Source organism: Mycobacterium sp. TKK-01-0059 (assembly GCF_000709305.1).
In the GTDB taxonomy this organism is placed as follows: domain Bacteria; phylum Actinomycetota; class Actinomycetes; order Mycobacteriales; family Mycobacteriaceae; genus Mycobacterium; species Mycobacterium intracellulare.
Genome location: NZ_KL446993.1, coordinates 3,012,275 through 3,029,092 on the forward strand (window position 1 = coordinate 3,012,275; position 16,818 = coordinate 3,029,092).

23 protein-coding genes are annotated in these 16,818 nt (G+C 66.7%); 18 read left to right on the forward strand and 5 right to left on the reverse strand.

Annotation, left to right across the window (positions count from 1 at the left end):
• The first annotated feature begins 69 nt into the window (after positions 1-69).
• Positions 70-1,068 (forward strand): 4-hydroxy-3-methylbut-2-enyl diphosphate reductase, encoded by a 999-nt coding sequence (locus K883_RS14600; RefSeq protein ID WP_036454792.1) that lies wholly within the window; start codon positions 70-72, stop codon positions 1,066-1,068.
• Between the two features lie 45 nt (positions 1,069-1,113).
• Here K883_RS14600 and K883_RS14605 read toward each other — a convergent pair whose 3' ends face one another.
• Positions 1,114-2,259, reverse strand: coding sequence for a DUF6542 domain-containing protein (locus K883_RS14605; protein ID WP_179945068.1), 1,146 nt, complete (start codon positions 2,257-2,259; stop codon positions 1,114-1,116).
• 129 nt (positions 2,260-2,388) lie between these two features.
• On the opposite strand from K883_RS14605, the gene ychF reads away from it, so the two are divergent.
• From ychF to K883_RS14665, 12 genes are all read left to right on the forward strand, one after another.
• Positions 2,389-3,462, forward strand: a complete 1,074-nt coding sequence (gene ychF / locus K883_RS14610; RefSeq protein ID WP_008254380.1) for a redox-regulated ATPase YchF — start codon at positions 2,389-2,391, stop codon at positions 3,460-3,462.
• Between the two features lie 31 nt (positions 3,463-3,493).
• Entirely contained in the window at positions 3,494-4,219 is a 726-nt protein-coding gene (locus K883_RS14615) for an aminoglycoside 3'-phosphotransferase (RefSeq protein WP_231504840.1), read from the forward strand.
• Positions 4,220-4,305: 86 nt separating this feature from the next.
• On the forward strand, positions 4,306-4,590 hold the full coding sequence (locus tag K883_RS14620; RefSeq protein ID WP_020821851.1) for a type II toxin-antitoxin system Phd/YefM family antitoxin: 285 nt from the start codon (positions 4,306-4,308) through the stop codon (positions 4,588-4,590).
• A 50-nt stretch (positions 4,591-4,640) separates the two neighbouring features.
• Positions 4,641-4,850 carry a type II toxin-antitoxin system RelE family toxin gene (locus K883_RS14625; protein ID WP_369798893.1) on the forward strand — a complete coding sequence of 70 codons (210 nt, stop codon included), beginning with the start codon at positions 4,641-4,643 and terminating at the stop codon, positions 4,848-4,850.
• 35 nt (positions 4,851-4,885) lie between these two features.
• Positions 4,886-5,437, forward strand: a complete 552-nt coding sequence (locus tag K883_RS14630; protein WP_036454798.1) for a VOC family protein — start codon at positions 4,886-4,888, stop codon at positions 5,435-5,437.
• Positions 5,438-5,515: 78 nt separating this feature from the next.
• Positions 5,516-5,914 (forward strand): VOC family protein, encoded by a 399-nt coding sequence (locus K883_RS14635; RefSeq protein ID WP_036454800.1) that lies wholly within the window; start codon positions 5,516-5,518, stop codon positions 5,912-5,914.
• A 94-nt stretch (positions 5,915-6,008) separates the two neighbouring features.
• Positions 6,009-6,206 (forward strand): type II toxin-antitoxin system VapB family antitoxin, encoded by a 198-nt coding sequence (locus K883_RS14640; RefSeq protein WP_036455532.1) that lies wholly within the window; start codon positions 6,009-6,011, stop codon positions 6,204-6,206.
• Entirely contained in the window at positions 6,203-6,571 is a 369-nt protein-coding gene (locus tag K883_RS14645) for a type II toxin-antitoxin system VapC family toxin (protein ID WP_036454801.1), read from the forward strand. The genes K883_RS14640 and K883_RS14645 overlap by 4 nt, the downstream gene beginning before the upstream one ends.
• A gap of 140 nt (positions 6,572-6,711) precedes the next feature.
• The gene (locus K883_RS14650; protein WP_051701158.1) at positions 6,712-7,095 is read left to right on the forward strand and encodes a hypothetical protein; all 384 of its coding nucleotides are present in this window, start codon (positions 6,712-6,714) and stop codon (positions 7,093-7,095) included.
• Positions 7,096-7,180: 85 nt separating this feature from the next.
• Positions 7,181-7,540, forward strand: coding sequence for a hypothetical protein (locus K883_RS27920; protein ID WP_042910935.1), 360 nt, complete (start codon positions 7,181-7,183; stop codon positions 7,538-7,540).
• A 127-nt stretch (positions 7,541-7,667) separates the two neighbouring features.
• On the forward strand, positions 7,668-8,300 hold the full coding sequence (locus K883_RS14660) for a peptidoglycan endopeptidase (RefSeq protein WP_369798894.1): 633 nt from the start codon (positions 7,668-7,670) through the stop codon (positions 8,298-8,300).
• Between the two features lie 361 nt (positions 8,301-8,661).
• Positions 8,662-8,985, forward strand: coding sequence for a putative quinol monooxygenase (locus K883_RS14665; RefSeq protein WP_036454806.1), 324 nt, complete (start codon positions 8,662-8,664; stop codon positions 8,983-8,985).
• A gap of 37 nt (positions 8,986-9,022) precedes the next feature.
• On the opposite strand, the gene K883_RS14670 is transcribed toward K883_RS14665, so the two are convergent.
• Positions 9,023-9,856, reverse strand: a complete 834-nt coding sequence (locus tag K883_RS14670) for an SAM-dependent methyltransferase (protein WP_036454808.1) — start codon at positions 9,854-9,856, stop codon at positions 9,023-9,025.
• A 34-nt stretch (positions 9,857-9,890) separates the two neighbouring features.
• Positions 9,891-10,574 (reverse strand): hypothetical protein, encoded by a 684-nt coding sequence (locus tag K883_RS14675; protein ID WP_036455537.1) that lies wholly within the window; start codon positions 10,572-10,574, stop codon positions 9,891-9,893.
• Between the two features lie 146 nt (positions 10,575-10,720).
• On the opposite strand from K883_RS14675, the gene K883_RS26825 reads away from it, so the two are divergent.
• On the forward strand, positions 10,721-10,930 hold the full coding sequence (locus K883_RS26825; RefSeq protein ID WP_072501223.1) for a hypothetical protein: 210 nt from the start codon (positions 10,721-10,723) through the stop codon (positions 10,928-10,930).
• Here K883_RS26825 and K883_RS14680 read toward each other — a convergent pair.
• A complete protein-coding gene (locus tag K883_RS14680; protein ID WP_036428593.1) occupies positions 10,882-11,715 on the reverse strand; it encodes an adenylate/guanylate cyclase domain-containing protein in 834 nt (277 codons plus the stop codon). The genes K883_RS26825 and K883_RS14680 overlap by 49 nt on opposite strands.
• A 122-nt stretch (positions 11,716-11,837) precedes the next feature.
• Between K883_RS14680 and K883_RS14685 the strand changes: the two genes are divergently transcribed.
• The gene (locus K883_RS14685; RefSeq protein WP_008254396.1) at positions 11,838-13,247 is read left to right on the forward strand and encodes a glucose-6-phosphate dehydrogenase; all 1,410 of its coding nucleotides are present in this window, start codon (positions 11,838-11,840) and stop codon (positions 13,245-13,247) included.
• Entirely contained in the window at positions 13,189-14,286 is a 1,098-nt protein-coding gene (gene gnd / locus K883_RS14690; protein WP_332459553.1) for a phosphogluconate dehydrogenase (NAD(+)-dependent, decarboxylating), read from the forward strand. The genes K883_RS14685 and gnd overlap by 59 nt, the downstream gene beginning before the upstream one ends.
• A 9-nt stretch (positions 14,287-14,295) precedes the next feature.
• Here gnd and K883_RS14695 read toward each other — a convergent pair whose 3' ends face one another.
• Positions 14,296-15,159 (reverse strand): alpha/beta fold hydrolase, encoded by an 864-nt coding sequence (locus K883_RS14695; protein WP_008254400.1) that lies wholly within the window; start codon positions 15,157-15,159, stop codon positions 14,296-14,298.
• A gap of 120 nt (positions 15,160-15,279) precedes the next feature.
• On the opposite strand from K883_RS14695, the gene K883_RS14700 reads away from it, so the two are divergent.
• Both K883_RS14700 and K883_RS14705 read left to right on the forward strand, forming a co-directional pair.
• Positions 15,280-15,768, forward strand: a complete 489-nt coding sequence (locus tag K883_RS14700; RefSeq protein WP_036455540.1) for a VOC family protein — start codon at positions 15,280-15,282, stop codon at positions 15,766-15,768.
• A gap of 143 nt (positions 15,769-15,911) precedes the next feature.
• Complete coding sequence (locus K883_RS14705) at positions 15,912-16,814, forward strand: alpha/beta fold hydrolase (RefSeq protein WP_036454810.1); 903 nt, start codon at positions 15,912-15,914, stop codon at positions 16,812-16,814.
• Positions 16,815-16,818: the final 4 nt, after the last annotated feature.

A 16,818-nucleotide genomic window follows, 5' to 3' on the forward strand; every position in this document is an offset into this window, starting at 1 on the left:
CGGCGGCTAACTCCAAGCCCGCCGCCGCGAGCTGGCAGCCCCGTGTCGGCAGAACGTACCCTGGGGGACATGCCCTCGACCGTCGACATGGGGATTCTTGGCGCAGCCAGCTCGGTCGCCGTCCCCCCGACCCGCAAGCGCGTGCTCCTGGCCGAGCCGCGCGGTTACTGCGCGGGCGTGGACAGGGCCGTCGAGACCGTGGAGCGCGCGCTGGAAAAGCACGGGCCGCCGGTCTATGTGCGTCACGAGATCGTGCACAACCGGCACGTGGTCAGCACGCTGGAGAAGGCCGGTGCGGTGTTCGTCGAGGAGACCGACGAGGTGCCCGAAGGCGCCATCGTGGTGTTCTCCGCGCACGGCGTCGCCCCCTCGGTGCACTCGGCGGCCGCCGAACGCAACCTGCACACCATCGACGCCACCTGCCCCCTGGTCACCAAGGTGCACAACGAGGCCCGGCGATTCGCCCGCAACGACTACGACATCCTGCTCATCGGCCACGAGGGCCACGAGGAGGTCGTCGGCACCGCCGGGGAGGCGCCCGACCATGTGCAGCTGGTCGACGGGGTCGCCGCCGTGGACAACGTGACGGTCCGCGACGAGGACAAGGTGGTGTGGCTCTCCCAGACCACGCTGTCGGTCGACGAGACCATGGAAATCGTCGAACGGCTGCGGCAACGATTCCCCAAGCTGCAGGACCCGCCGAGCGACGACATCTGCTATGCCACCCAAAACCGGCAGGTTGCGGTCAAGGCGATGGCGCCGGAGTGCGAGCTGGTGATCGTCGTCGGGTCGCGCAATTCGTCGAACTCGGTGCGCCTGGTGGAAGTGGCGTTGGGCGGCGGGGCCGCCGCGGCCCACCTGGTCGACTGGGCCGACGACATCGACCCGGCCTGGCTCGAAGGTGTCACCACGGTCGGAGTCACGTCCGGGGCGTCCGTTCCCGAGGTCTTGGTGCAAGGGGTGCTCGAGCGGCTCGCTGAGTGCGGCTTTGACCTGGTGCAACCGGTCACCACCGCGCACGAGACCCTCGTGTTCGCGCTGCCGCGCGAGATCCGCTCAGCCCTCTGAGGGCCTTGGACCGCTGGCGGTGACCCGCTACGCCGGGCCGCGCCGTTAGACGTCGTACTCCCAGGATTCCGCCGCGGGCCGCCCGTGCGCGCGACCCGCTGTGCGTGAGCGACTCCGGCGCTCGGTGTGCGGCTCCCGCGGTTGGTCCTGGGTGCCGCCACGGTAGCGGACCTGCGAGATGGGGTGATGCGTGCCGCCGCTCCCGGTCGACGGCGGCCGCCGGCGCCGCGGCTCGTAGGGCTCGCGGCTCTCCTCGTACCTGTCGCCGTACGGCTCAAAGCCGTCGAAACGGCTGCCGCGGGGCGCGGGCCGGTCGTAGGGGCGCTCGTAGGGATTGCGGCGGGTGCGCGGCTCGCGGCGCGGCTCCCGGGGGGCTTGGCCGCGCAAGTCCGGGTCGCCCTCCGGCCTGGGCCGGCGCCGTGACCGACGGGGCGGTTCGGCGTCGTAGTCGCGGGCCGACCGACGAGTGCTGCGCCTTGGGCGCTCGGGCCGCTCGACCGACTCGTCGTCGAGGGGCGGTCGCGCATGCCGGGAGCGAGAACGCGTGGAACGCGTGGCGGAGCGACCGTCACGCGCCGTTCGTCGGGTCCTGGCCGACGAGCCCGACGTGCGGCCGCGGCGCGACTCGGTGGCCTCGTCGCTGTCGTCGGCATCGGGCTGCAGCGCCGACTGCAATTTGGCGCCGATGCTGTTGAAGAAGGACTTGACGTCGACACCGGTGGCGCCGGCGGAATCGGCCGCGGTGCTCGCCGCCTTCGCGCCCTGGGCGTTTCCGAAATACCAGCGGGCCAGCCCGATCGCCAGGACGGCGCCGGCGGTGCCCAGCATGAGCGGGAAGCGCTCGATGAGCGGATAGCCGCAATTGATCAGCAGGTCTTTGAGGCGGCCGACCTTGGCGTCGTGGAACAGCCAGTAGGCACCGGGCACCGCGCAGAACAGGATCAGCGGCGGCTGGATGATGGTGGTGAAAATGCCGTCCTGGCGCACCGCGAGCACCGCCGCCACGCAACCCGCTATATAGAAGCCCGCGAAGACGTGGGTCAGTTCCTTGTGACCAGCGTCGATTCCGTAGCCGATAGCTGTCGCGGTGACGGCGATAAGCAGGGCCGCATACCAGGGGGCGCCTGGGATGTTGGGGTGGACCGAACGGTGAGCACCATCCACCGTCGCACTAGCCCGCTGTGCTGACACATGTAGACCGTACCGGGAATGGACCGAAAGGCTCGTAAATACCTCGTAGCGATCCTGTGGCGTGCCCCATTGTCGCGCACCATCGGCCGCGTGAGGCCCACGCCGCCGTGCCCCTAGACTTGGCTCCCTGTGAGCCTGAGCCTGGGAATAGTCGGCCTGCCGAACGTCGGCAAGTCCACTTTGTTCAACGCGCTGACCCGGAACAACGTGGTGGCGGCCAACTACCCGTTCGCGACGATCGAACCCAACGAGGGCGTCGTTCCGTTGCCCGATCCGCGGCTGGACAAGCTGGCGGAGATGTTCGATTCCGAGAAAATCGTGCCGGCGCCGGTCACATTCGTCGACATCGCCGGGATCGTGAAGGGCGCGTCCGAGGGCGCCGGGCTGGGCAACAAGTTCCTGGCCAACATCCGCGAGTGTGACGCGATCTGTCAGGTGGTGCGGGTGTTCGCCGACGACGACGTCGTGCACGTCGACGGCAAGGTCGATCCGCGCTCGGACATCGAGGTGATCGAGACCGAGCTGATCCTCGCCGACATGCAAACCCTGGAAAAGGCCGTGCCGCGGCTGGAGAAGGAAGCCCGCAACAACAAGGAGCGCAAGCCCGTGCATGAGGCGGCCGTCGCCGCGGAGGCCGTGCTGAACTCGGGCAAGACGCTGTTCGCGGCCGGCGTCGACGCGTCCCTGCTGCGCGAGCTGAACCTGATGACCACCAAGCCGTTTCTGTACGTGTTCAACGCCGACGAGTCAGTGCTGACCGACGACGCCCGCAAGGCCGAGCTGTCCGCGATGGTCGCCCCCGCCGACGCGGTGTTTCTGGACGCGAAGATCGAGGCCGAGCTGCAGGAGCTCGACGACGAGTCCGCCGCCGAGCTGCTCGAGTCCATCGGGCAAACCGAGCGGGGGCTGGATGCGTTGGCGCGGGCCGGTTTTCACACACTCAAGCTGCAGACCTACCTGACGGCGGGCCCAAAAGAGGCGCGCGCCTGGGTGATTCACCAGGGCGACACCGCTCCCAAGGCCGCCGGGGTGATCCATACCGACTTCGAAAAAGGCTTCATCAAGGCCGAGATCGTGTCCTACGACGACCTGATCGCCGCGGGTTCGATGGCGGCGGCCAAGGCGGCCGGCAAGGTCCGCATGGAGGGCAAGGACTACGTCATGGCCGACGGTGACGTGGTGGAGTTCCGGTTCAACGTGTGACCGTCTGCGGTCAAGGATGAGCGAGGGACGGGTGACAGCAGGTGTCCCTGACGCCGCCATAGACATCCCGGGCCGGGTCTTGGATCTTGCCGGGACGGACAAGATTGAGCTCGTTTGGCGTAATGAGCTGGACGGGTTGACGTTTCGGTCTCGTGGTCAGAAGGGGACCCGTTACATCAAGTGGCAGTCCTATGCTGGCGTGCGCCCCGCGGTACGCGGCGATGTGGATCTCGCCGTGGAGTCCGAGAAGCTGCGGTGGGCGGGTCAGTTCGTCCCAGTTCCCGGAGTCCTTGATTTCGGTGAGGACGGGGACGCTGCTTGGCTGGTAACCGAGGCGATCGACGCGACACCGGCTTGCGATGTCCGATGGCGCGGCGATCCGGAGGTTGCCGTTCGGGCGATCGCCATGGGGTTACGCCGGTTCCACGACACGTTGCCGGTGGACGGCTGTCCTTACCGTGGCAGCTGGTCGTCACGCGAGCCGTCAGCGCCGGCGTCGGCGAGCCTGGTGGTTTGTCACGGCGATCCGTGCGTGCCGAACACCCTGCTGGACAGCGCGGGTGAGTTCGCCGGGCACGTCGATCTCAGCCGGCTTGGTGTTGCGGATCGATGGGCCGACTTGGCTATCGCGACCTACAGCATCAGTTGGGATGCGAACTTCGGGAAGAGCTACGACCACCTGTTTTTCGGGGCCTACGGAATCGAACCAGACCTGGAACGGATTCGGTTCTACCGAGAACTTTGGGACGAGGAATGATCTTGCCCGACGGTGACGGGGGATTTCCGATTCGACCCCTAGGTCGAGAACCTCGACTTGTCCTATAACGCGCTAGAATTCTGTACATGTCGACGCTTCCGCTGGCCGAGGTCCGAGCCAACCTTTCCAAGCTGGTCGACGAGGCCGTCCGGACCCATGAGCGCATCGAGGTCACCAGGCAAGGTCGCCGCGCGGCGGTGATTCTCAGCGCGGATGACTTCGATTCGATTATGGAAACTCTGGCCATCCTCAGCGATCAAGACTTGATGCGCGAAGTCCGAGCGGCAGAGTCAGAGGCAGAGGACGGCGCGCTCTACACACTCGATCAGGTGACCGAGGAGATGCGTGCTGTCGGCCGGCTCCCGCGGTGACGTATCGAATCGAGATGACGGCAGCTGCGAAGAGGGCGCTCACTCATTTGTTGCCCGAGTCAGTGGCCATTGCTTGCTGGGAGTTCATTCGGGGTCCGCTCGCGGAGAACCCGCAGCGGGTGGGCAAGCCGCTTCGCGGCCAGTTGGAAGGGCGATACTCGGCGCGCAGGGGCGAGTTTCGCGTCATTTACCGGATCTTCGACGAACGGGTGGTGGTCCGCGTCATCCACATCGCGCATCGCCGCGACGTTTACCGGTGAGGCGATCGCGTCAACGGCAACACGGAGGAGGCGCTATGCGGTGGCGGGGTGTGTGTCACGTCGAGTTCGCGGTGCTGGACTACGACGACTCGATCGCGTTCTACGACGCGTTGTTCGGCTGGCTCGGCTACAGCAGCTTCTCGTCGCTCAACATGGAATACCAGTCGACGTATTACATGACCCGTAATGTCAACCCGCACAGCTACATCGGCATCCAGCCCGCCCGCACCGGCGACAAGTTGACGCACTCCGACCAGGCGGTCGGCATCAACCACATCGCGTTGTGGGCGCGCAGCAGGACCGAGGTCGACCGCTTCCATCGTGAATTCTTGGTCGAACGCGCGATCCCCGTCACCGACGAGCCGAAGGAGTACCCGCAGTACTGGCCCGGCTACTACGCGGTGTTCTTCGACGACCCGATCAATGGGATTCATTGGGAGTTGGCCTGGGTACCGAAAATCCCTACGCCTCGCCAACTTTGGTCGTTTTATCGCACGATTCGTGCCTTCGCGAAGAGTCGGCCGGACCTGGCGAACACAGTCCTGGGCGTCACGATGCAGGCCAGGAGAACCCTGCCGGCCCGATGACCGCCGCCGTGTCGGGGGTGGCGGTTAGCATCCTTCGCGCACGACACCCACACCGCTAGGGGCCTGCAGGAGGACCGCATGAAGTTCGTATCGACCCGCATCATCACCGCCGACGTCAAGCGGCTGGTGGGTTTCTACGAGATGGTCACCCAGATCGCGGCCGTGTGGGGCAACGAGTTATTCGCGGAGATTCCGACCCCGGCCGGCACGCTGGCCATCGGTAGCGACAAGACGGTGCCCCTGTTCGGGGCGGGATCGGCCGAGCCGGCGGCGAACCGCAGCGCCATCGTGGAATTCCTCGTCGAGGACGTGGACGCCGAGTTCGAGCGGCTGCGCGAGCGTGTCACCGAGGTCGTGACGACCCCGACGACCATGCCCTGGGGCAACCGCGCACTGCTGTTCCGGGATCCCGACGGAAACCTCGTCAACCTGTTCACTCCGGTCACGGACGAGGCGCGCGCCAAGTTCGGGCTCTGATCGCCGGGGGCCACGATGAGGCGGACGAACGCCTCGACGGAAAGGCGCCGACGTGGCATCATGAATAGCATCAATGATGCTCGCGGAGGTGCAGATGCGGACCACAGTCACGATCGACGACGACCTGTTGGCCAAGGCTGCTGAGTTGACCGGCGTGCGCGAGAACGTCGCGTTGCTCCGCGAGGGATTGCAGACGCTGATCAGGGTGGAAAGCGCTCGCCGACTTGCCGCGCTCGGCGGGACGGATGCCGGGGCGGTGGCCGCTCCCCGGCGCCGCCGTGGGACTGGATGATCCTCGTTGACACCGCGGTGTGGATCGATCATCTACACACCGCGGAGTTGCGGCTAGTCAAGCTGCTGGAGATCGACCAAGTTGGCTGTCATGCGCTGGTCATCGAAGAGCTGGCGCTGGGGTCGATCTCGCGACGTGAGGTGGTGCTCGACCTCCTCGCGAATCTTCGCCAGTTTCCGACCGTCCAGCACGCCGAGATCCTTCACCTCACCGGTCAACGCAAACTGTATGGACGCGGTCTCAGTGCGGTCGACGTCCATCTCATGGCCGCCGTCGCCCTGGTTGAAGGCGCGCAGCTGTGGACGAGAGACAAGCGGTTGAAGGCTGCGTCGGTCGATGCGGGCATCGCACTCTTCGATGCCTGAGTTATCCGGGGCGCGATGCGGTCGAAGCCCGCTACGAACTCGTAGGTAACCGGGCGAAGGAAGTGATCGAGGGGGCCTGGGGTTCCAGACGGCCCGAACAACTACTTGCCCGGATCCCGGTCCAGGGAAATCCTTGGGAGATGGCAACTGTCAAGCGAACGGGACCGTGGCCGAGGCGGGCTATGCGCGTGCTGGTGGGCAGCTTGTTGGCATTGTCCGCGTTGGGACTGGCCGGCGGCCCGCACGCGCAGGCGGCACCGGCGCCCACCGACCACTGGTGCCCGGGCGAGCCGTGGAACCCGGCCTGGGGCAACGTCTTGGACTGGGACTGGAATCGCTGCCACGACTGGCAACATCCGGGCGGTCCGACCGCCCCGTCGGGCTGGGGCCCCTGGGGACCCCCGCCGGCGTGGGCGCCGCCGCAGCCACCTCAACCCGCGTGGGCGCCGGGGGCTCAACTGATGTGGAACCTGACTGACGCCGATTGGGGCCTGTGGAACAACGGGATATGGACGCCCATCTGAGCAGGCACCGTCGCGGGCCAGGCCCGCTTTGATCAGGCGCGTTTGGCGGCGCCAACGGTCGGCACTCCCGGCGTTAGGGTGAACTGTGGCCGCAGACGACCGCGCCGATCCGTCCGAGGAGCCGGAATGCGGGGCCGACGCGCTCGAGGACCGCGAAAGGGCCCTGGTCCGGCGGGAGGCTGAGCTCCGAAAGCGCGAATTTCTGGCCGGCAGAAGGGACCGGGTCGCCGATCAGCGCGACCAGATTGCCGACGAGCGCGAGCGGGTGGCGGACGAACGTGAGCAGCGCGCGGACGAACGCGAGGGCACGAGCGAAGAGCAGGAACGCGCGCGATTGCGGCGCGCCGACGAAGGGGTGCAGCGCGCACAGGCGCGCGCGAAGCGGGACCAGGCCGACGTTGACCGCGAGATTGCGCAAAGCGAACGGGGCCCCGACCCCGCCTGATGGGCGACGCGACCGGGGTATCGCCCTGAAACGGAATCACCTAAATGCGGGCAATTTGCCGCCAAAAATATACCCGTGTGTAATAAATTTGCTTTAGCTGCGGCACAGGTCATTGTTGGTTTAGCGAATGACGTGCGCCACAAATTTTGGTTGGCAATATATGTTATTGCTAGCCTCGCTGCCCATGGTCGTTATTGCTACATTGATGTCGTTGATCAATCAGGTCTCCGGCACGCCGTATATCGCGGGCGGAGATTCTCCCGCCGGGACCGATTGTTCGGGACTCGCTTCGTGGATTGCGAATGCCGCAACCGATAGGCCAGTTTTTGGGGATCGATTTAATACCGGAAACGAAGAAGCGGCGTTGCTGGCGCGAGGGTTCCAATACGGGACCGCGCCCAACGCCTTGGTCATCGGATGGAACGGTGGCCACACCGCGGTGACGCTGCCCGACGGGACGTCGGTGGCCAGCGGTGAGCGCGGCGGCGTCCACGTGGGCGGCCCCGGCGCCTACCAGGCCGGATTCACGCACCACATGTTCCTTCCGATGGAGTTGGAGGACGCGTTGCCGCCGCCGCCGGACGCCCCCCCGCCGCCGGACGCGTTGCCGCCTCCGCCCGACGCCCCTCCGCCGGCGGACGCTTTGCCGCCTCCGCCCGACGCCCCTCCGCCGGCCGACGCGCCCGCGCCCCCGCCGGAAGAGCCCGCCGTTTTGATCGACGCTCCGGCGCCGCCGATGGACGCCCCGCCGGCACTTTAATTGTATTTGTTCGACAGCGCGGTAATTGCGGATTCATAACAAATGAAATAGGTGCCGTCGGCCATTTATCGGTTCTTTCCGACGATTGGCGGCGGCCATCCCATGGGCCGGCACAATAGTGAAATGACACGATCACCGAGTCGTGTGTGAGCTACGACACTGCCTTCGGAAAAGTGGCGGAAGTGCGCGCCGCGGCGAAAGTTTCTCGTGGGTTGCTTGTGACTCGTGAGAACACTTTGCTGCCGCCTTCGCTGACCGGAAACGCGCCCGACAACCCGCCGCGGCAGTGCCCGCCGCCAGATAGGCTGGCGCTGCCCGCGGTGCGGGCACACCGAAATCGGCGAACCGAGGCGGGGCCGCAATGATCTTCATCGTCGTCAAGTTCGAAACCAAACCCGACTGGACCGACCGGTGGCCTGAACTCGTCGCCGCGTTCACGGCGGCGACTCGCGCCGAGGAAGGCAACCTGTGGTTCGAGTGGTCGCGCAGCCTGGACAACCCGGCGGAGTACGTCCTGGTGGAGGCGTTCCGCGACGATGAGGCGGGCGGTGTCCACGTCAACAGCGATCACTTCAAACGCGCCATGCAAGAACTTCCGCAGGCGTTGAAGTCGACGCCGAAGATCATCAACCAGACGATCGATGCCACCGGATGGTCCGAGATGGGCGAGATGTCGGTCGGCTAGCCGCCGGCCACGGATGTCGGCGGCCGGCCTTGGACCATCAACGTCGCCGCGCCGCGATAGTGCCGACCCGAGAATCAGCGACGGTGACGTCCCGGTCGAACGGCGCGATCTGATCGTTCCAGCTGCGGAACTCGGTGTCCCACCCGAGGTCGTTGAGCCATCGCTCGGTGTCGAACTCAGCACCGTCGCCCGGGTTGGTCGCCGTCGCGGGGACGGTTGCCTCCCCGGCAACGAGGGTTCGCAGATCCCGGTACCGGGCATCATCGGGGTCGCTGATAAAACGGCCGACACCGAAGAGACTGCCTCGCGCGGACAATCCCGTCAGAGTCCGCACAACGTGCTGGTTCCACTCTTGCGTCAGGAAACCGAGCGTGCCTTCGTCAACCCAATATGACGGTTCGTCCTCACGAAAGCCGTTCTCGCACAGTGGCGTAACCCAGTCGCCGCGCAGATCGGCGGCTACGACATGTCGCTGGCAATCCGGCACCGCCCCGGCCCCCTGCACAACCGGCTCTTTGAACGCAAACAGCTCGGCTAAGTCGATCTCGAAGACCGCGACTCGCCGATGCCATCCCATCCGGAATGCCCGCGTGTCCAATCCCGCGCCCAACAGCACGATTTGATTGACGCCTGCCTCCACGGCTTCGCGAAGGCGATCATCGACCAACCGCACCCCAACGGTGCGGCCGTCAAAGAACTGGTCCGCCAGCGATTCCAGTTGTGCCCAACGCTCCGCGGTGAAGCCCGCGCGCGCCGCATCGACGAAATGATGCGCGAGCGGGTCGTCATATAGCCGATCGGGCCGCCTGGACTCGCGAGCGCGAATGACGGCGACGCCGATGGCCGTCAGTGCGACACCGTCAACGGGCACACGTGGTACGTGGTCAGACACCCTTCCCCCCAAGCTAGCCGGCCACTACGATCTCGATTTCGTCGCCCAGCGCGTATCCCGGTGTGAGCGGCAGGCTGTCACCGCTCCAGAACGAGCCGGGGTCAAACCAGTTCGAGTACTTCTCCGTGGCCATCAAACCCATTTCCTCGTAGGTGATGGCCACCGTTTCCGCGCAGTAGGCGGCCTCCAGGCCGAGGCGCTGGCGCTCCTTGCGCCGCAGCGTCGACTCTCGAACCTTCCTGTCCACGAACGGGATTCCGCGCGCCCAGTCGTACGCGTTCGGCAGGCGGCCGCGCAACCACCGGCCGGTCAGGCGCATGGTGGTCGGAAACGCGGTGCCGTCCATGCGGGCGATGACGCGCAGCAGCTTGTTCTCTTGCTCGCGGTTGGCCGGCGGCGTCAGCTGGCGCAGCCAGCACCGCTGGTGGTAGCGCTGGGACCACTGCAAGACGGACTGCTGCAGATCGTTGAGTTGCACGCCCCGGTGGTTCGTCCCGGTCCACAGGTCGGCGAGCTTGTCGCCCAGTTCGGCGTGCCAGATCAGCGGCGGCAAGTCGTCGATGGCCACCGTCATGCCTACGTGGTTCACCGGGGCGTTCGTCAAGGTCTGGATGGCACGGTCGGGTCCCGAACCGCCGCGAAACAGCCAAAGATCGCCCGTGCGGGTTTCCTCGAGCGCTTGGTTCAAGGTGAGCATGGTTGTGTAAGCCCGTTCGCCGCTGCGGCTTTCGCCGATCTCCTCGTCTCCTGAGCCCGCCTGCGCGTCGCGGTGCCGTGCCTCGCGGGCACACCAGTCAATCACAACCAGCGCGCGACGACGGGGACTACGCATAGCCTGGTCTCATGCGCAGTGTGTGGAAGTGGCTGGGACTGGCCGGTGCCGCCGGCGTCGTCGCCGGGGGCGTGCTGGTGGCTCGCGATCAGCGCAAGCGACGCGCCTACACCGCCGACGAGGTCCGCAATCGGCTGCATCAGCGGTTGGCCGACTACGAAGGGGGAGGCCTTCAGTCCGGGCCGGGATCGGAGGAGGGCTCAACGGCGAACAACCGATAGCTGCCCGAAAAACCCTTCAGCTCGACGTCGCGGCCGCCGTCGAAACGGATGCCCTCGGACTCCGAAAGCGCGTCCCGCACCGGCTGACTCACCAAGATCTCGCCACCGGCGGCTTGTGCCGCGACCCGCGCCGCCATGGCGACATTGCGGCCGAACAAGTCATCGCCGCGGCGCACCGACCGTCCCATATGGATGCCGATCCGAACGCGAATCTCCTCGTGCCGCTTGCGGTTTGCGTCCCTGCGCAACGCGCGTTGCAGGTCGATCCCGCAGCGCACCGCCTCTTCGGCGCGCGCGAAGGCGATCATGAATCCGTCGCCCTGACTCTTCACCACGTGCCCGGACCGCCGCTGCACCAGATCCGAGACCAGCTTGTCGTGCGAGCTGATCAGTTTGACCCACGCCCGGTCCCCGATGCGCTCGTTCAGCGCGGTGGACTCCTCGATGTCGGAGAACAGGATCACCACCCGGCCGTCCGGCGTGACCCGCGCGAGGTCGGGCCGTTCGACCTCGGCCCAGTCCGCGAGGTCTTCGATCGAGCTGCGCACTGCCGCCCCGAAGCCCTCCTTGCGCACCAGGTTGGCGGTGTTCCACACCGTCTTCACGGCTTCGCGGCCGCCCGACAGCAACCAGCTGCGGGCGTCGTTTCGCTGGCGCAGCTCGTCGAGCTCGCGCTGACTGCGCGCCAGCAGCTGCCACAGCACCACCAACCCGATGGCCTCGATCGCAGCAAACCCGGCCAGAATGTAGACCGAGACATGCAGCGCGTCACCCATGCCGGTCATCCTTGCAAGGCCGCGGTCCGGCTAGGTTGTCGGCCCTGTGAGCAGTGTCTAGGGTTGAGTCCGCCGACCGCGGGTAGTGATCTCAGGGGCGTCCCATCAGGTGACTTTCGGGAGGAGCGGTTTTGGCCGACGGCGACGGTGATTCATCCGACCTGCTGGTGATCTTCGGAATCACCGGCGACCTGGCGCGCAAGATGACGTTTCGCGCCCTGTATCGCCTCGAGCGCCGCGACGAGCTGCACCACCCGATCATCGGCGTGGCCAGCGACGACATCACCACCGAGCAGCTGCTGGACCGCGCGCGCGACGCCATCGAGAAATCGGGCGAGAAGTTTGACGACGCGGTGTTCGACCGGCTGGCCGGCCGGATCTCCTACTTGCACGGCGACGTCACCGATGCCGATCTCTACAAGCAGCTCGCCAAGAAGATCGATTCGGACGCGCATCCGCTCTACTACCTCGAGATGCCGCCGGCGCTGTTCGCGCCCATCGTGGAGAACCTGGCGAAGGCCGACCTGCTGGAGCGGGCGCGGGTGGCGATCGAGAAGCCGTTCGGCCACGACCTGGAATCGGCGCGCGACCTCAACGCCCGGCTGCGCGCGGTGCTAGACGAAGACCAAATCCTGCGCGTGGACCACTTTTTGGGCAAACAACCCGTCGAAGAACTGCAGTACCTGCGCTTCGCCAACAACGGCCTGGCGAAGCTGTGGGACCGCGAGAGCATCTCCGAGATCCACATCACCATGGCCGAGGACTTCGGGATCGAGGACCGCGGCAAGTTCTACGACGCGGTGGGAGCGCTGCGCGACGTCGTGCAAAACCATCTGCTGCAGGTGCTCGCGCTGGTCGCCATGGAGCCTCCGGTGGGCGCCGGCGACGACGACCTCAACGACAAGAAGGCCGAGGTTTTCCGGGCCATGCCCGCGCTGGACCCGGAGCGCTGCGTGCGTGGGCAGTACCGCGGTTATACCGAAGTCGCCGGCGTGGCAAAGGATTCCACCACCGAGACCTACGTCGCGCTGCGCACCGAGATCGACAACTGGCGCTGGGCCGGCGTGCCGATCTTCCTGCGCGCCGGCAAGGCGCTGCCGGAAAAGGTCACCGAGGTCCGGATGTTCCTGCACCATGTTCCCGGGTTTTCGTTCCTGCCCAACCGTCGCCCACCCGATCCCAACCAGATCGTGCTGCGCATCGACCCCGACCCCGGGATGCGGCTGCAGCTGTCCGCTCAGGTCGGCGATTCGTGGCACGACGTTCACCTGGACTCGTCGTTCGCCGAGGATCTCGGCGAGCCGGTACGCCCCTACGAACGGCTGCTCTACGCCGCGTTCAACGGAGATCGCCAGCTGTTCGCCCGCGAGGACGCCATCGAAGAGACGTGGCGGATCGTGCAGCCGTTGCTGGACAAGCCGGGTCGAATCCACCACTACGACCAAGGCTCCTGGGGGCCGGAGGCCGCCGAAGCGCTGGTGCGTGGCCACCACGCCTGGCAGGAGCCGTGGCTGCCACGCAGCACGGCCACGAAACAGTAAGGAGACCAGGGACAGCATGCAGCTTGGGATGATCGGCCTCGGCCGGATGGGCGCCAACATCGTCCGACGCGTGGTCGCGGGAGGACATGAATGCGTGGTGTACGACCACAACCCCGACGCGGTGGAGGCGATGGCGGGGGAGGACAAGACCACCGGGGTGTCCTCGCTGCAAGAGCTCGCCGAGAAGATGACCGCGCCGCGCGTCGTGTGGGTGATGGTGCCGGCCGGGACGATCACCACCGGGGTGATCGACGAACTGGCCAAGACCCTCGAGTCCGGCGACATCGTCATCGACGGCGGGAACTCCTACTACCGCGACGACATCAGCCACGCAAAGACGCTGTCGGAGAAGGGAATTCATTTCCTGGACTGCGGCACCAGCGGCGGGGTGTGGGGCCGCGAACGTGGGTACTGCCTGATGGTCGGCGGTGACGACGAAGCGTTCGCGCGCGCCGAGCCGATCTTCGCCACCGTCGCGCCGGGCGTCGACGCGGCCCCGCGCACACCGGGCCGCGACGGCGAGGTCGCGACGTCGGAGCAGGGGTACTTGCATTGCGGGCCGGCCGGCGCCGGGCACTTTGTGAAGATGGTGCACAACGGCATCGAGTACGGCATGATGGCCTCGCTCGCCGAGGGGCTGAACATTTTGCGCAACGCCGACATCGGCAAGCACGTCCAGGAAGGTGACGCGGAAACGGCGCCGCTGTCGAACCCGGAGTTCTACCAGTACGACTTCGACATCCCCGAGGTCGCCGAGGTGTGGCGGCGCGGCAGCGTCATCGGCTCCTGGCTCTTGGACCTGACGGCGATCGCCCTGCACGAATCCCCGGAGCTGAAGGAATTCTCCGGGCGCGTCTCGGACTCCGGAGAGGGACGGTGGACGTCCATCGCCGCGATCGACGAGGGAGTCCCCTCGCCGGTGTTGACCACCGCGTTGCAGTCGCGCTTCGCCTCGCGGTCACTCGACGACTTCGCCAACAAGGCGCTCTCGGCGATGCGTAAACAATTCGGCGGGCACGCGGAGAAGCCGGCGAACTGACCGAACCGGTCAGTGGCGTTGGACGAATTTCACCACGGCGTCGCTGAACGCGTCGTTGTCGTCGCCGGCCGCGGTGTGCCCGGCGTTGGACAGCTCGACGAACTCCGCGCGCGGCACGGTGGCCAGGAAGTGCCGAACGCCCTCGGGGCTCACCACGTCGGAGAGCTTGCCGCGGATCAGCAGGACGGGAATCCTCAGGTTCTTGGCGGCCTGCTCGAAGCTCTCGGTGCGCAGTTCGGGATCGTCGCCGGGCTTGGTCATGAACGCCGGGTCCCAGTGCCAGTACCAGCGGCCGTCGCGCAGGCGCAGGTTCTTCTTCAGCCCCTCGGGGCTGCGGGGCTTGCTGCGGTAGGGCAGGTAGGCGGCGACGGCGTCGGCCGCTTCCTCCAGCGACTCGAACCCCTCGAGGCCGCTGAACATGAAATCGCGGATGCGGGCGCTGCCGCCCTTCTCGAATCGGGGTACGACGTCGACCAGCACCAGGCGGGTCACCTTCGCCGGGCCGGCCCGGTGCGCGGCGAGGATGCCGGTCAACCCGCCCATGCTCGCCCCGATGATGGTCACCGGCCGCCCGATCGCGTCCAGCACCCGCAGGACGTCGGTCGTCAACGTCTCGATCTCGTAGTCGGCATCGGGTGAGCGATCGCTGTCACCGTGCCCGCGGGAGTCCAGGGCCACCACATGCAAACCCTCGTCGGCCAGCCTCTGACCGGTGTTCTTCCAGGAAAACCGGTTCTGGCCGCCCCCGTGCAGCATCAGAATGCTCGGCCGGCCGGCGGCATCGGTGCCCCGATTCCATTCGTCGGCGATCAGGGTGATGCCCTTGGCGCCGGCAAACTCAACCGTCTGGGGGCTGCTGCTGACGGTGCTCATGCGTCCTGACGTTACATAGGTCGCATAAGCACTCTTGCGCGGGTCGACGACGCGATGACTTTCCGTGTTCGCGGGGGTCTGTCTGTCGAACCCCCACGAGCGACCCAGGAGGCCATGCACATGCCATCGATCACCCCGTCGTTATGGTTCGACGACAACCTGGAGGAAGCCGCCGGCTTCTACACCTCGGTGTTCCCGAACTCCCACATCGAGGGGCTCAACCGGACCACCGACGCCGGACCGGGGGAGCCCGGCACCGTCCTGTCCGGCAGCTTCGTGCTCGACGGCGCGCGATTCATCGGGATCAACGGCGGTCCGCACTTCCAGTTCAGCGAGGCGGTCTCCTTCACGGTCGGATGCAAGGACCAGGACGAGGTCGACTACTACTGGGACCGGTTGGCCGACGGCGGCGAGGAATCGCAATGCGGCTGGCTCAAGGACCGCTTCGGCCTGAGCTGGCAAATCGTCCCCGATCGGCTCTACGAATTGATCGGCGATCCCGATCGCGCCCGGGCGGCGGCCGCCACCCGGGCGATGTACGGCATGCGCAAGATCATCATCGCCGAGCTGGAACGGGCCGCGGAGGCGTCCGGCGATCCCGCGCGGTGATGACTCACTCTGACCGCGAAACCCCCTGAGGCGGGCCATATTTGACGAATATTCCGCGCCGGTCGGTGCATCGCTGAGTCCCACGGGTTAGGTTTGTCCGTGCGGACGCGCCGAACAGGAGTGGATATGGCGGACAACGCGAGATGACCGAGCCGCGGTGGATCGACGTGCCGGGGCCCCCCGGGGATCTCAAGGCGCTGACCTGGGGACCCGCCGACGGCCCGATCGCCCTATGCCTGCACGGGTTTCCCGACACGGCCTACGGCTGGCGCAAGATGGCCCCCCTCCTTGCGGCGGCGGGCTGGCGGGTCATCGCGCCGTTCATGCGCGGATACGCGCCCTCGTCGATTCCCGAGGACGGCAGCTATCACGTCGGGGCGATCATGGACGACGCCCTGCGCGTGCGGGCGGCCGCGGGAGGAACCGACCGCGACGTGGTGATCGGTCACGACTGGGGCGCGCTGGCCGCCACCGGCCTGGCCGCGATGCCCAACAGCCCGTTCACCAAAGCCGTGATCATGTCGGTGCCGGTCTCGGCCGCGTTCCGGGGCCGGGTGAGCGAGCGGGGCCGGCTGGCCCGTCAGCTGCCGCGCCAGTTGTTGCGCAGCTGGTACATGTTCTACTTCCAATTGCCTTTGCTGCCAGAGCGTTCCGCGCGCTGGATCTTGCCGCTGTTGTGGCGGCGATGGTCGCCGGGCTATCGCGGCGCCGACGAGGATTTGCGGCACGTCGACGCCGCGATCGGCACACCGGAAAGTTGGCGCGCGGCCCTGGGGACCTACCGGGCCACCCTGCGCAACACCAAGCCCCCGCAGCGGTACGCCGAGCTGAACGAGCGCTGGACCGAGGCGCCCATCCTGCCGAGCTTGTATCTGCACGGCCTGGACGACGGTTGCATGACTCCGGCTTTCGCCCACTGGACGGAAAAAGTGCTGCCGCCCGGGAGCGACGTGGCCATCATCGATCACGCCGGGCATTTCCTGCAGCTCGAACAGCCCGAGAAGGTGGCCGAGCGGGTGCTTGCGTTCGTCGGCCCACCCGGCTGACGCG